Annotated in this window: 14 protein-coding genes; 10 read left to right on the top strand and 4 right to left on the bottom strand. The window is 42.8% G+C overall.

Annotation, left to right across the window (positions count from 1 at the left end; all coding sequences use genetic code 11):
* The first annotated feature begins 578 nt into the window (after positions 1–578).
* From BCU07_RS01685 to BCU07_RS01670, 4 genes are all read left to right on the top strand, one after another.
* Positions 579–911, top strand: a complete 333-nt coding sequence (locus BCU07_RS01685; protein ID WP_054542203.1) for a hypothetical protein — start codon at positions 579–581, stop codon at positions 909–911.
* Between the two features lie 82 nt (positions 912–993).
* Complete coding sequence (locus tag BCU07_RS01680; RefSeq protein ID WP_240799484.1) at positions 994–1,584, top strand: hypothetical protein; 591 nt, start codon at positions 994–996, stop codon at positions 1,582–1,584.
* Between the two features lie 356 nt (positions 1,585–1,940).
* Complete coding sequence (locus tag BCU07_RS01675) at positions 1,941–2,084, top strand: hypothetical protein (RefSeq protein WP_170964600.1); 144 nt, start codon at positions 1,941–1,943, stop codon at positions 2,082–2,084.
* 1 nt (position 2,085) lies between these two features.
* On the top strand, positions 2,086–2,223 hold the full coding sequence (locus BCU07_RS01670; RefSeq protein WP_170967427.1) for a hypothetical protein: 138 nt from the start codon (positions 2,086–2,088) through the stop codon (positions 2,221–2,223).
* A 156-nt stretch (positions 2,224–2,379) separates the two neighbouring features.
* Here BCU07_RS01670 and BCU07_RS01665 read toward each other — a convergent pair whose 3' ends face one another.
* From BCU07_RS01665 to BCU07_RS01650, 4 genes are all read right to left on the bottom strand, one after another.
* On the bottom strand, positions 2,380–4,260 hold the full coding sequence (locus BCU07_RS01665) for an ATP-dependent zinc protease (RefSeq protein WP_102428277.1): 1,881 nt from the start codon (positions 4,258–4,260) through the stop codon (positions 2,380–2,382).
* Positions 4,261–4,565: 305 nt separating this feature from the next.
* Positions 4,566–5,375, bottom strand: coding sequence for a M15 family metallopeptidase (locus tag BCU07_RS01660; RefSeq protein ID WP_102428278.1), 810 nt, complete (start codon positions 5,373–5,375; stop codon positions 4,566–4,568).
* Between the two features lie 81 nt (positions 5,376–5,456).
* The gene (locus BCU07_RS01655; RefSeq protein ID WP_102428279.1) at positions 5,457–6,185 is read right to left on the bottom strand and encodes a DUF429 domain-containing protein; all 729 of its coding nucleotides are present in this window, start codon (positions 6,183–6,185) and stop codon (positions 5,457–5,459) included.
* A gap of 45 nt (positions 6,186–6,230) precedes the next feature.
* A complete protein-coding gene (locus tag BCU07_RS01650) occupies positions 6,231–7,025 on the bottom strand; it encodes a YeeE/YedE thiosulfate transporter family protein (RefSeq protein ID WP_017065618.1) in 795 nt (264 codons plus the stop codon).
* 187 nt (positions 7,026–7,212) lie between these two features.
* Between BCU07_RS01650 and BCU07_RS01645 the strand changes: the two genes are divergently transcribed.
* From BCU07_RS01645 to dndE, 6 genes are all read left to right on the top strand, one after another.
* Positions 7,213–7,740 carry a hypothetical protein gene (locus tag BCU07_RS01645; RefSeq protein ID WP_102428280.1) on the top strand — a complete coding sequence of 176 codons (528 nt, stop codon included), beginning with the start codon at positions 7,213–7,215 and terminating at the stop codon, positions 7,738–7,740.
* A gap of 26 nt (positions 7,741–7,766) precedes the next feature.
* The gene (locus BCU07_RS01640; protein WP_102428281.1) at positions 7,767–9,785 is read left to right on the top strand and encodes a DNA phosphorothioation-associated putative methyltransferase; all 2,019 of its coding nucleotides are present in this window, start codon (positions 7,767–7,769) and stop codon (positions 9,783–9,785) included.
* A gap of 205 nt (positions 9,786–9,990) precedes the next feature.
* On the top strand, positions 9,991–11,070 hold the full coding sequence (gene dndB / locus BCU07_RS01635; RefSeq protein WP_017065615.1) for a DNA sulfur modification protein DndB: 1,080 nt from the start codon (positions 9,991–9,993) through the stop codon (positions 11,068–11,070).
* Positions 11,067–12,701 carry a DNA phosphorothioation system sulfurtransferase DndC gene (locus BCU07_RS01630; RefSeq protein WP_050052917.1) on the top strand — a complete coding sequence of 545 codons (1,635 nt, stop codon included), beginning with the start codon at positions 11,067–11,069 and terminating at the stop codon, positions 12,699–12,701. Before dndB ends, BCU07_RS01630 begins: the two co-directional genes overlap by 4 nt.
* Before the next feature lie 8 nt (positions 12,702–12,709).
* Positions 12,710–14,719 (top strand): DNA sulfur modification protein DndD, encoded by a 2,010-nt coding sequence (dndD, locus tag BCU07_RS01625; protein ID WP_102428282.1) that lies wholly within the window; start codon positions 12,710–12,712, stop codon positions 14,717–14,719.
* Positions 14,719–15,066 carry a DNA sulfur modification protein DndE gene (gene dndE / locus BCU07_RS01620; RefSeq protein WP_102266002.1) on the top strand — a complete coding sequence of 116 codons (348 nt, stop codon included), beginning with the start codon at positions 14,719–14,721 and terminating at the stop codon, positions 15,064–15,066. Before dndD ends, dndE begins: the two co-directional genes overlap by 1 nt.
* Positions 15,067–15,098: the final 32 nt, after the last annotated feature.

Below are 15,098 nucleotides of genomic sequence, written 5' to 3'. Positions count from 1 at the left end.
CAACGATACCCCGAAGCCCAAATTGGCTACGCCCTCTTTAAAACACTATTTACAGCAGGTTGATTGGACATTAAGTCGCTTGCTAGGATTTATTTTAAAAGCGTTAATTTACATTTTCCTCGTCAGTATGAGTATTGCAGTCATCAGTTTTGAATTACTCAATATTTTTGAATATCAAGATGGGTTCTCTGATGTATCAACCATCGAGATTATCTTTTTTATCTCATTTCTTGTGTTGTTAAAACGCTATTGGGTATATACAAAACAAACCTCACTTCGCTGGTGGCATATCATTAGCACCCCGTTTTTATAGCACGGAAAATTCATTACGGCTGCGTTACTTTGTGCCAGTACGATTGTTTTTATTGACCTATTCGAAGGTACCGAGCACTTTAAAAACCTGTTATTGCTAGAGCAAAGTTACGACCAAATCTTTTCTTTCAGCATTATATTACTGTGCTTGTATATTGCAGTTCCAAGCCAGGATCTGATTCTAAACCCAGGCTCAGACACCCCATTAGAAACCCCAAATAACGACAACGATACTAAACAAGCACAAACGGACGCTGAGGTAACAAATGCTCAATAAAAAACACGCCATGCTTGCTATTGCACTAGCGATCTTACCAATGGTTTCCAATGCTAAAAAACTCTCTCTGGTCGATAGCTGTGTTGAACTTATCAATATTTATGACTCCAAAAGTTCGAAACGATTGTTAGCGGCACAAACCACATCGCTATCAGAAAGTTTACGTGCAGGATACTGCTTGGGAGTGATTGACCAATATGAAAAGTCCGAATATGGCTGCCGTTCAGATTGGTATGAGCGAGCACAGTTTATTGCACGCGAGTCATTAAAAGATAAGCCGTTGCCAGAGCGAAAACTATTGGAGCTATCGTGTGAAATCTAACGATAGCTACATCTCAACGCCTGATGCAATTAAGAAGCTATTTAACATAAAGTTAGCCGAACATAAATCATTCAAAGATTTGGTGTACCCACTAGTAAGAAGCAAAGGTTTCTTTGAGGTTAAAAAAGAGCCTATGGCGCTGGGCTCAACAAAGAACAACTTGCTCATTGCAAGTAATAGCCTAACCAAACTCCATAATGCCGTTTTGCTACAAGGGTTCTTTGCTGATAGTAAACGAGTCAAAGAGATCTTTTCTCATTCTAAAAAACGCATAGAAGCGGCGGACTTTTTAGAAACAGTCGTCATGGGTAGACAATCTATTCTCGCAGTTGGCATTCAAACGACTACGCTGTCAGAGCTGATCGTAAAATTAAAATCAGAACACATCGACCTGAGTAAGGAAAAGTTACCAAAACCTTTTCAAGAGTTACCGCAACTTTCTCTTAATGGCGTAACCAGTGTAATGCAGGCTCTATTGGCTCAAAGCGCCTTGCTGACACAAGGTGAATCAATGATCATGCACTTTTTCAATCAGGATATAGAAAAAGCCTACCTTGCAGCATGCTCTCTAGGAAATACAACTCCTGCGCTGGCTCAATACCAAACCCTTATCAAGCAGAAATACCTCGAAGCCGTCGAGTTCGATGACCTATTAAATAATTTATTAAATTAGTTGTTGCGAGTGCAGTGCACTCAATCATTCTTGCTATCAGTTCATCAGGGAGAGCAAGAATGACTTCAACTAAACAGCTTATTGATACATTCCAATCTCAACTCCCTCCATGCTATGCAGAGCGAGCTTTCAGTATTGAAGCCCAACTCCGAGCTGGAGCTTTATACCCAAATTTAGGGGGTAAGAAGATCCGCTCTTGTCCGACCTATATTAGGTTTAAGTTGGGTAGAGGGTTCCGGTTTGTTTGGCGTGTTGCTCCTGATGGGCTTTATCCCAAAGCAATCACAACTAGGCAAGGATTTGAGCGAATCATTAAACAAATCCGCAAGGCTAGTTATTAAACAAGGAAATTGACAATGGCTAAGAAAATCACACCAGCAGACAATGCAGCAAACATCCCTAATGCCAACAAGGGAACAAGCGGCACTAACCGTCAGCATGATCAGAACAAAGGCAACCGCGGTAAACAACTAAACCCTAATCAACAAGGGAAGAAATAATATGCCAAATTCAAGTGATATGTCTCAAGACGAGCTCGATGTATGGTCAGATATCAACAACCCAAACAACGATACTGATATGGATGATTGGTCTGATGCACATAACCCAAATAATGATGATTATTTAGGTGATGACTAAGTAATAAGCGGCTCTCTAAGGAGCCGTTTTTTTTAACTTGTTCACAAGGCATTGATGGTTAGCCGTTTAGGCTCTCAATAAAAAACCACACATCCTATTGTTGAAATGTGTGGCTGTTTAGATCTGTTCTGCTACGAACTTAGATAAGTTTAGGGGTTACTCCATATCACCTAACAAGTAATCTTCATCGCTGCTCACTACCGCGCCGTACTTCAGGAAGTTCTTACCTAGAATCATGCTGTACTCAAAGCGAGAACGATCTTGTAGGTTCACTCTCACCTCTTTCTCTAAGTCGCCTAACTTCACTTTCATTTCTACCACTGGGCGAATGTTCACCTTCTCGCCTTTCTTCGCTTTAATGCGCATTACATCAATCACTGGCTTGGTGAAATCTTGCTTATCGCCTTGGTTGTTTTGATAGGTAAAGCTCACCATGTCTTGGCCATCTTTCTTAAATCGTTTGATGTTGACTGCGTTCATTGAACTCACATCCGCACCAGTGTCGAGCTTGGCCGGGAACTTCATGCCGTTCACTTCAACGACTTCGATGTGCCCAACTTTAAACAGTGGTTCGGCTTTCAGAAGGTAATCAGAACGCGTATTAACGTAAACGCCCTCTTTTGCCATCTTCTTACCTAAAATAAAGTACGCTTCTTTCTCATTTGTATTGAGCACATCGATGGCAAACTCTTGCGTGCGCACTTTTCCAGACACCGCAAACTCACCACTTACAACCGGACGAGTATCATCCCCGACTTTAAGCTTCTTAATAATTGGCTTGGTCACCTTCTGCTTCTCACCATTTACATCCGTAAGATAAAATTCAACGGAAGCATCTTTGCCTTTACCTGTCATTTCAAAACTGTCGACCTTCAGCAAAGGCGTATTGACGGTGAAAGAAGCCACAGCCTTAAGCGGGAAGTCATCTAGGGTGATATCCTCTTCCGGCGAGATAATCATAGGCTCACCAGACTCAGCCACATCACTAAAGCTCTCTGAACCTTCTGATAAAATATTCTCAGCACTGGTGTCAATCATGAAGAGTTCGCTGGCGGTGTTGGTTCCAAATCTCAACTGCGATTCACTACTCGAGCGCTCACGTAGGTACACCAGAACGTCTTTAGTTGTGTTTTCATCGAGTTGAACAGGTACATAAACTAAAGGTCTCTTCTTACCGCTCACGCTTAACATACGAACCAACGGCAATGTCATCTCTTTTTGCTTACCGTCGTTGTCGAACATATCAAACGTCACTTCTTTGTTCTTTTTGTCTATGTCGATGTCTTTTGCATGCAAAATGCTGTAGCGATTCTTTAAAGAGAAGGTCGCATTCATCGCCATTCCCGAGATAGAAACCACCTCTTTACGGCCAACCACTGTTGCATTCTCTTGCTCTTGCAAGTAGTCATAGCCCGCAAACACTAAAGCGTTGTCAGCAAGGAAGGTTTTACCAATCAGCACTGGCGCAGAGAAATGGCTTCTGTCGGTCAGGTTAACATCGGTTTTTAGCTCTTGGTCTGCAATGGTGAGCGACATTTTTACGGTAGGACGAAGTAAAGGCGTGCTGCTAGTGCGGCTGCGTATCATGCTGACACGCTCTAAAGGCGCTTCGATTAATACCATGTCTCCCGTGCGTGGGTTTTGAACCTTAAAAGAGACCACAGCTTCATATTTCGCAAAGGTAGTGCCATCCCAATCATTGTAATCAACATCGGAATTGTTCAACAGGTCTTCGGTTAACGCCGCCATCAACTCTTTGTCTTTAAGATTCTTGTAATCGGCATTCGTGCTCTTCACATGAATATCTTCAGCATGCATAGAGGTAGTTTCTGCACCAGTGTCGATTTTGCCAATGAAAGGAACGTCTTTTAGCCCTTGAACGCTAGAGAGGTATACATTCTCAGTACGGCCTAATACCGCCTTACCATCGAGTTCGTAAGTAGGGTTTTGAGTGGTCGGTGAAGTATCAGTAGCCAAAGTATATTGTGAAAAAAGTAGAGTGCTTAAAAGAGTTAGAGCCAAAGGTATCTTTTTCATTAGTTGGTCCGTTGTGATCAGTTCACTAATAATACTGGCGTTTGCGCGAAGAGTTCCCCCACCAGTAATGGTTCTCACATAACGTTAACGCTATGAGTTTTTCAATGACAAACCGATGACTTTGCGCTGCATTCGCTTATCGATTATTGACTAATGGATACCCAATAACCTTTTCAATGCTCGGTGTTCTATTGGAGAAATGAATACAAAAAAGGCCAACGACGAGCGCTGACCTTAGCGATTCAAAACACACCTGAAGCGAGTTTAACTTGCTAAAACACAAACGGTTCTAGATAAACATAGCACTAAAAAGTCCCGACAGTTTTCTTTGCACAGATAGCCCGAGCTTTTTCTGCGTCCTCACCTTTATTTTTGAGATAGCACTGTCGATAAGATTCGACGTAGCGCTCAAATAACACTTTGGCTTCAGGTTGTGGTTTAGAAAGCAGTTGGTTAACAAATTTTCTTGAGCCGACCTCAAAATGCTGAGTATCGATTGGGCTATTCCAATCCCCTCCCCAGATCATAAATCCGTGATGGGCGAAAAGCTCAACCACATCTTCTGCCATACCTCGGCGTTCAATTTCGTCACGAGCACGAAAACGAGTACGATTCACATAGCGAGTCGCAGATTGTGAAGGCTTTACCGTGATTCTTCCGTTGCTATCAAACTCTAAGAAAGGGTTTTGAACTGGGTTGATGTCGATTGCCACACCATAGGCATGTTTCGACCAACCTCCTCCGCCAGTAATAGGACGAGCGTTAAACGCACTGCTGTTGTTCGCGTCCATTGAGGCGTTATCGTCACCTCTGAATTCACGCATTAAGCGAGCAGAATGAAGAGGAAAATTGCGCTGTTTAAGCTCTGAAAAGATTTGTTCAACAGCAGGCGCAATAACATCAAGCACGATCATATTGCCCTGTTGCGTTTCCCCTTTGAAACTAATGAAATCGAAATCCACTTTGGATAGTCGCTCACAACCAACGGGCGCACCACTACTCAAGACATTGTTCTTTTTCATCATGTCGCATTGCCATTGAGATATAGGAGCGACTTGGGCATAACTCACTGCACTGAGCACAGGTGTCAGACAGCCGACAATAAAACGTTTCATATCAAAAACTCAAAATAGTAAGAGTGAAAAGTAGCAGAAGTTGGAAAATAGCATATTAAGCCAAGTTGAGCGCACGCTTTGTTAGCGCGTTTTGTTCCAATAAACAATCTCTCGAACTCGTCCGTTCTGGTCGACATCCGCTTCTCCACCAACATCAGAAAGTTCAGGTAAGGTCGATAATTGCGGAGCGTAATAGGCGATCAACATCAGTACAAAAGCATCGTAAATATCATCTATCGCAACGTCTTTACGTTTGGTATTTGAAATGGCCAACGACAAGCCGTCACACCATTGAGAGGCGAGTTGCTGAATAATAGAAAGCCGTTCCTCTTTACCTTCTTGCGTTCGTTTTGAAAAGGTCAGCGGTTCGCCTTTCAAAGCTGCAAACACCACTTCAGGATGTGATTCCCTGATAGAAAGATTGGGATGAGTTTCAATGAGCTCATCAAGCTCGCGAATCTTGGGCACAATTCCCCAAGTCTGTTTAGAAAACTTCTTATCAAGCTGCTCCACATTGGCACTGCACGCCGCAATGTAATCGGTTTGGTAAACCGCCTCACGACACGGAACCGGAAACACCGAAGAACCACGTTTGCTGGTTAGAAAACGCCTTGCTGCTTTGTCACACAAGCGATCTGGAGTTTGTGCATCACTAAAACCAATAGGCATATCGATAAGCGCCGTTGAACCGATAAGATCACTCGCTAGCTCATCGAGGGTGTTTACCACTTTAAACGCAGGTATCTCATTGTCAGAGACAATCCAAGCGATCCAACCCGACTTGCAGCCATCAATTCCGATGTATTTCATTATGTTCTCAAATTGCAAACTTACACTAGCTTGTACTGTCGCTAACTATCGACTTTGAATCAACTTAACTCCGGTATATATGCCAACAATGATACTTAACACAGAAAAAACACCCGCCAGAGAAAGTACAGGCATCGCCACTAACAGTTGAGTATCGTTCCCTCCACCAGCCATCACAGCGCCAAGCCCCATAAGCACACCAGCAACCAAATGTTTACCCAATCGACGTATAGGGCTTAACCTCAGTGAAAACGACCCAGTAAATAACGCGGCGCTAACCATTCCAACTAACAGAGAGATCATCAAGATAAAACGCTCACTACTTGGCCAATCTTCGGTTTTACCGTGCCAAAGAGAAGTCCCTATAGATTTCAGCAACCCACTTGGCGTCCAGTGTGGTTCATAAAGGAATACAAAACCTGCCGTTAAGCCAATACCCAGCATCGAAAACCACAGCTTACGATTAACCGAGTTCATAAAGTAACAGCTCACTACAATTGTGAGCGAGATACTTCCAAGGAATACGTATCTGGAAAAATCGGACAGTACCAACCTAGAACCTTTCAACTCCGAAGGTAAAACTGGAGCAAACACCAGCCATGCAACAAACCACCCTAATATCGTCGCCAACATAACCACTTCGCCGCGAGCTAATCTACTCACTGTAGACACCCCACAGCCGCTATTGATTGCCGCGCCAATACCAAATAGAAAGCCACCAAGCAGTGAGAACAAACTCGGCCAAAAAGCCGTAGACAGCTGGCGCCCCTCAATCACTGAGCCCAATCCCATGGAGACCCAAGCTAGCGATCCACTAAACACAATCGCAACGATGAACATTGGTGATCCTTTTATCGCCTCTTTTACTCCTCTCACCATACAAAGGCCTGTGGTTTGGGCAAGATACCCCAAAAAAAAGATGCTGAGTAAAGCGAGAATAAACAACATACATAGCCCCCGAATTGCATTGATTTTACTGCTGTCGTTCGTTAAATATAGTAGCAACCTAGAACCCTAAGGACAGAAAATGCACCACAAGCTTATTGATTGGCATAAGTCTCGGCACCCTAATTACTTAGGAGACAACAAGGTTAATAAACTTTCTGCCACTGAGCTTCGGTGTTTAGTGGTTCAAATTTTACAGCCTATCGAACACTCACTAGGAGAGGTAACGGTGACCTATGGTTATACAAGCCATCCTCTTTTAAGGTGGATATTGAAAAATAGCCCTGGAGATATGGCGCCAGATATTGACCAACATGCCGCTATGGAACTCAACTCCCGGGATAGCCGTATCTGTAAGCGCAATGGGGCTGCATGTGATATTTATGTTGAAGGGTATGAGCAACGTATGGATGAAGTCGCTCGATTTATCTGCACGCATTTAGAGTTCGACCGACTCTATTTTTATGGCAAAGATAAACCTCTGCATATTAGCGTTGGGGCTGATAATTCAAAATATGCCCTTATCCGACGACGCCGAAGTGATGGGCTTCGCGTAAACACAAAAAGTGCAAAAGGCAGCGCCACACAGGCATTGTTTGATGATTTATAATCTTCAAAAACACCTAAGGAATAGGAATGAACGAAGAGCTATTTGCTGAACTTACCTCTCAAATAAAAGTTGGAAAACAACTTCCCGATGCCATTTATCTTCATAAAGACGCATTCAGCGCATTGCCTAAAGCATTAACACAGTTCATTCCCGCCGTAGCAAAAGCCGTTAACTTAGATGAAGAAGAGTGGAACCTCGTTAAGCTGTTTAAAAAAGAGTTCCGCTTATCTCTTCTTCATTACCCTGATTTTTATACTGATTCCTACCCCGCATTAGAACAAAGCCTCAATGTAGACCTCTCTAAGCTAAGCCACAAAATTACAGGCTATCGCGAATCTGAAAACCCGCCGATCTTACATCGAAAAGAAACCATGGTTTTGCCAACAAGTGAATATTACGAACACTTCGTTTCACTCACACAAGAAGGCGAGAATGCAGGCCTGTACGAAAACAGCCGTTTGATTGGTTTTAAACGTTCTTGGGAAAACCTAATAGCACGCCATGGTTACGAGCTTGTCGATGGTCGATTATTCCGATGCTCCTCTGTGACAACGCAAGAAGAGGCTGGGATTGATAGGCACAGAACGGCCATCGTGCGCCATGAATTCTCTGCACCAATGAAGACTCTCGTTAAACATGGTTACTTAAAAGGCGAGCACTCAATTTTCGATTACGGCTGCGGCCGCGGAGACGATTTAAGAGAGCTCGAAGCACATGGCCTCGACGCTCTGGGTTGGGATCCGAACTTTCAACCCGACAACGACAAATCCAATTCTGATATCGTAAACATAGGGTTTGTTCTTAACGTAATAGAAGATCAAGATGAAAGACTCGATGCCCTACTAGGCGCATGGGAGCTAGCAGATAAATTTCTGGTGGTTTCTGTCATGCTGGCTAACGAAAACTACATTGCTCAGTTCAAACCTTATAAGGATGGGGTTATTACCTCTCGTAACACCTTCCAAAAATACTACGCGCAATCAGAGATCAAAGCGTACATAGAGAGAAACCTACAGGAAGACGCCATTACCGTCGCGCCTGGTATTTTCTATATCTTCAAAGACAAATTGGAAGAGCAACAGTACCTGCAGAGTAAATACAAACGCCACCATAAATGGCAGCAACTGACTTCGCCAGAACCTATTGAAGCCAAAGACAAAGCCAAACTGCTTATTACCCAGCATCAAGACTTGTTTAATGACTTTTGGAACACCAGCTTAGAGCTAGGGCGTATTCCTGCCAATGATGAATTTGAACAATCTGAAAAAATTCGAGAGTTAATAGGCTCACACAGAAAAACCTTTAACTTACTGCAAGAGATGTTTGATACCAAAGAGTTTGAACAAGCAGAAAAGAGCCGAAAAGAAGATCTTCTCCTCTACTTTACTATGGGACTGTTTGAGAAAAGAAAACCCTATACACAGCAACCAGAGCCGCTAAAGCGCGACATCAAAGCCTTGTTTGATGATTACAAAACCGCGATCAGCCTGGCTGCAGAATTACTGTTCGCGATTGCAGATATCGACTTAATCCAGCAGCAATGCCAGAAAGCACATAACCAGTTGCCAGCAAGCCTACTCAACGAAGGACATTCACTGATCCTACATCGAGACTTTATCGATGATTTACCATTACTGCTGCGAGTCTATGTAGGCGCAGGGTTGCAGATGTATGGTGAACTGGATGAAGAAATAGACCTAATTAAAATTCATATCACATCAGGAAAACTTACCCTCACCGCCTATGACGATTTTGAAAAATCGGTTCCTTTCTTAGTAGAGCGCATAAAAATCAAGATGGCTGAGCAAGATATCGACTTCTTCGATTACGTTAATGAAGATCGCAGGCCACCACTCCTGAATAAGCACCTTTACATGTCAGCCGAGCACGAGGACTACAAGAAACAACAGAGTTTTGATAAACGGTTAGCAAAGCTCATGGAGTTTGAACCAACCGAAGAAACACAGATGATAAGAACAGAATTTGAGGTGCTTTTAGGGAAGGAACACAAAGAAATCAAAGGGTTTACAATAAGTTCAAAATAGCGATTTTTTAGTACGATAAAAACCTATCGTTACCATAGAATTCTGACCTACATACCTGTAAAATATTCAGCCTATTTTGGCATACCTATGTAATAATTCGCATAGATAAGACTAAAGCATAACAAACTAAAAGCTTAGTTTGTCAAAATATGACATACCAACTATGGTTTATGTCATAGGCAAATAACATAACTTAGAGTTCACTATGCAAAATCAAGATTCAGGCTATTGCTATTCATTTCCAGCTGTCAGAGGTATTCAAGCAGGACGTCCATTTTACATTGCGACATGCCCTCTTCGAATCATCCCGAAGATTTTCAGTTATAACGAAGATGATGTTCCACCAGAGCTTAGAGCTCAAAGAACATTAAACAAGACTCGCATACCTGAAATGGTCAGATACCTACTCGACAACCCTAAAGAATACGTATTCTCAGCATTAACAGCATCGGTTGGAGTTGATATATCTTTCCACGATCATGAAGGTGCGCCTAATTTAGGTACACTTCAAATCCCAATGGATGCGCAGATTCTAATTAACGATGGGCAACACCGCCGTAAAGCGATAGAAGAAGCACTAAGAGAGAATCCAGACCTTGGGCAAGACAACATTCCAGTATTGTTTTTCATCGATGAAGGTTTAGGTAGAAGCCAACAAATGTTTGCTGACTTAAACAAATACGCAGTAAAACCCAGTCCATCTCTTGGCACTCTCTACGATCATCGAGACGAAAGCTCTGAATTAGCGCGTGAATTAGCAGCTAAAGTGAAGCCATTTATCGGAATGACTGAAATGGAAAAATCCAACATCAGTCCAAAGTCGAACAAACTCTTTACTTTAAGCAGTATTAAACAATCAACACGAGCACTTTTAAGTAAAGGCCCTAAAGATGGTTTCACTGAAGAAGAGAAGCTGTTAGCGTCTGAGTTTTGGGAAGAGGTCACCCGCCATATTAAAGATTGGCAAATGGTGATCGACAAACAAGTATCCCCTGCACAGCTTCGCCAAGAATACATCCACGCACATGGTGTCGGGCTGCATGCGATTGGCGTCTTGGGTAAACACCTGTTGTGCCAAGAACCAAAACAATGGAAAGAAAAGCTCCAGTTACTAGGGAAAGTTAATTGGTTGAAAACCAATCCTGAATGGATAAAGCGTAGCATGAACCACGGCAAGTTGAGTAAATCAAACATCAACATTCAGCTCACGGCAAACGCACTTAAAATTGAACTTGGGTTACCACTAACCCCAGAAGAAAAAGCTCTAGAGAAGCAGTTATCATGATACACGAGCTAAAATTGGCAGAAGATCTCGCCGAAGAATACCAAGAATTCATCAACGCTGAAGAGTTCGCAAATAATAAACTCAGCTACTATGTTGCTGACGTTCAACGCGTCTATTGTGCAGACAACCGCCCATGGGTAATTGGCTACAGTGGTGGTAAAGACTCCTCCGCTATCATGTCTTTAATCTATATGGCACTACTTGGCCTAGAAAAAGAACAACGCCACAAACCCGTATTTGTCGTTTCATCAGACACACTGGTTGAGACACCTGTTGTTGTTAACCACATTAAAGACTCCTTAGCTGCGATACAAAAAGGAGCCAAGCGCGACGACTTGCCAATCAGCTGTCACAAAGTGGTACCTGAGTCAGACCAAACGTTTTGGTCAAGTCTTCTTGGTAAAGGCTACCCAGCACCGACACGTTCATTTCGCTGGTGTACAGAGCGAATGAAGATCGACCCGGTTAGTGACTTCATTAAAAGCAAAGTATCTCAATTTGATGAGGTGATTGTTGTATTGGGCTCACGTAGCCAAGAAAGTGCCTCGCGTGCTCAGGTTATCGCTAAACACAAAATTGATGGCTCTCGCCTAGCTCGCCATACAACGCTAGCCAATGCATTCATTTACACCCCTATTGATACATGGGCTGTTGATGATGTTTGGAAGATCTTGCGTTTATGTCACCTAGAGACAAAAGAAACGCCACTAGGTACTAGAAACATCTGGAAAGATGACTATGACCTAGAATGGGAAAACCCATGGGGCGGTAAAAACCTAGTACTTTGGAATCTATATAAAGACTCTTCAGGCCAAGGTGAATGTCCAATGGTGATTGACGAAACGACCCCCTCTTGTGGTAACTCTCGTTTTGGTTGCTGGACATGTACTGTAGTAACCAAAGACCGAGCGATGGAAAGCCTTATCCAAAATGGCGAAGAGTGGATGGCACCTCTTCTTGAGTTCCGCAATAAGTTAGCAATGACGACAGATCCTGCTAACAAAGCAGAGTTCAGAAACCATAAACGTCGTACCGGTCGCGTAAGTTACCAATACGCGAAAGAAGGCGAAGATATTGCTAGCGAGCGTAAACACGTCCCGGGTCCTTACTGGCTTAAATACCGCCGTCAATGGCTCCGTGAATTACTAGAGCTAGATAAGAAATACAAAGCTGAAGGCCGAGAGATTGAGTTAATCACAGTGCCAGAGCTGCATGCTATTCGCCAAGAGTGGATCCACGATCCAAACGAACCGGATTGGGATGACTCTCTACCAACTATTTTTAAAGACGTTTATGGCTACGACCTTGATTGGGTGTATGACGATAACGCAAGTTTTGGTAAAGATGACGCACAGCTGATCCATGAGCTTTGCAATAACTTCGATGTCGAACCTGAAATGATCATGAAACTCATCGAGCTTGAGGTATCTATGGAAGGTTTGAGCCGTCGTAGTGGCATCTCGAACAAGATCGCATCGCTATTGAAACGAGACTGGGGAAGCTTGGAAGAAATCAAACAAAAGCATGCTTCACTACAAAGCAAAGCCGAGTTTGATATTCACCAACAAGAAATTGAGCGCTATAACGAACAGCTTGCTGACCTAGATAAACAGCTTCAAAAAGAGTTTTAAATACTGAAATGTTGATTACAAAACTAACTTTAAACAACTTTCGCGTGTTTCGCGGTGTGCATGAAATTGATTTGCGCCCCGCTCCAGCTCGTTTAAGTAAAAGTGGCCCTATCGAAGGGACCGAACGACCTATTATTTTGTTTGGCGGCTTAAATGGTGCCGGTAAAACATCAATACTGACAGCCGTTCGCTTAGCGCTTTTCGGGCGTCAATCATTTAGCCAATTGCTTTCAAATGGTGACTACGTTGACGCTTTATCGGAACTGATTCACAAAGGTGTCGGCCACGGTGGAATTCAAGATAATGCATCGATCGAGCTTGAGTTTAAATACAGCCAGAACGGCGAAGAAAACACCTATAAAGTGATTCGCGGTTGGAAACGTGGCAAGAAAGACAACCTATGCCTTGAAAAAGATGGCATCCAAATTCCAGAGCTGAATTACGAGCAGTGCCAAGGCTTTCTTAATGAACTTATTCCAACGGGTATTGCTGATCTGTTCTTCTTTGACGGTGAGAAGATTGCAGAATTAGCAGAAGATGAGTCTGGTAGCGTACTTAAAACTGCCGTTCGTCGTTTGTTGGGATTAGATGTTATAGCTAAGCTTAAAAGCGATCTGAACATCTTCTTAAAAAAACAGGGAGCAGGCGCTTTAAGTCAGTCTCTAAAAGAAGAGATGAATTCCCTAGACGAGCAACGCATTATTCACGAACGTAAAGCTGAAAAGCTGCGTAGCAAAGCCGACTTTATCGTTGAGAACATAAGGGAGGAATCCCGAAAGATACACGTGAAAGAAGCTGAGCTAACACAAAGTGGCGGCGCTTGGGCTAAGACCAGAGAAGATGAACAACAAAAAGTAGAGAGCCTTCTTAAAGAGAAAGTGGAACTGGAGAAGCAAATCCGCATGGAAATGGAAACTAACCTTCCATTTTCACTTGCTCCAAAGGCAATGCAAAGGCTTCAAACTCAGATCAAACAAGAGCAACAAGTTAAGAAGAAACAGAGCTTTGGTAATGAGCTAGATTCATTCTTAGAAACCCTATGCTCAAAATACCCAAGCTTTGATACAGAGATGGCGCAAAATGCAATCGCAGACAGCTTTAAAGCTCATGTAGGTGAATTTGATTCTACAGACCTACTTCTAGATATTTCTGACCGTCAGTCAAACACCATCGATTACCAGTTATCTAACCTTTCGCAAGACTCTTTTGCTCGCTTTGATAGGGCACGAGTACGTCTTCAAAAAGTTGAAGAAGAGATCGACAACGCTTCCAGTAATATCGCGCGCGCCCCTGAGCAAGAACAAGTGCAAGAGTTGTTTGCAGATGTCCGTGCTCTAGATAAGAAGAAAGAACAACTGATTATTGAATACCATGACTTGCTAGAAAAAGCCAAACGAGAGCTTCGACTAGCTCTGGATACAGCTCGCCAAATTCAAAAGCTACACGATAAGCACAAAGATCAATCCAACAAAGATCAAAGTGTTAGCAACGCCCAAAACTCGATTTTATTACTAGAGAAGTTTGGTGAACAGTTAACCAAAGCGCGTGTAAATCAGTTAGAAAATGAATTCGTTCAATCATACAAAAAACTAGCCCGAAAAGAAGACTTGCAGCTTACAGCTTCGATCAATCCAGCTACGTTCGATGTTGAGTTAGTTGATGAACACGGTATTAAGATCAACCGTAAGGCGATGTCTGCTGGTGAGAAGCAAATATACGCAATCTCGATTCTAGAGGCACTTGGGCGTACATCTGGTCGTAAGCTGCCAATTATCATTGATACACCATTAGGCCGATTAGATTCGCATCACCGTGACAAACTAGTTGAGAATTATTTCCCAACAGCAAGCCACCAAGTGGTAATTTTATCGACAGACACAGAAATTGATAGGAACTACACAAGTCTCATCCAAGACGATCTTGCTCGTACTTACGAGATCTGTTTCGACGGCACAACCAAGTCTTCAACGTTGAAGGAAGGTTACTTCTGGAAAGAATCGATTAAGGAGGCTGTGTAATGCTACCTAACCGCATGAACTTAACCCGCTCTACCGAAGAGCAGCTTAAAAAGTTGAAGGGCTATACTGGAATCACTCCAAACGTTTCGGCACGTATTGCTTTCTTTCGTTCTATTGAAAGTGATTTCCGATACCAAGGTCAAGAAGCCAAGTTAGATGGCTCACTGGTGCTAGATAAGTACACATGGCTTGGTGAAACTGGTGAAGTGACTGAGTTAATGTTAAAAATGTACTACCCAGAGCTTGATGCTAAAGAGTATCAACAAGCTTGGGCAGCGCATGTTGAAGATGGAATTGCTTCTATAAGGAACCACAGATCATTAACTGAATTAGCACTAAAAATATAAATTTATCTAGTGTAATGCCCACTTTATAGTTA

This window comes from Vibrio sp. 10N.261.54.E10, from assembly GCF_002877735.2.
GTDB lineage: Bacteria > Pseudomonadota > Gammaproteobacteria > Enterobacterales > Vibrionaceae > Vibrio > Vibrio crassostreae_C.
The sequence above is the reverse complement of the archived record's forward strand: the minus strand, read 5'-3'. Positions and strand labels throughout refer to the sequence as shown.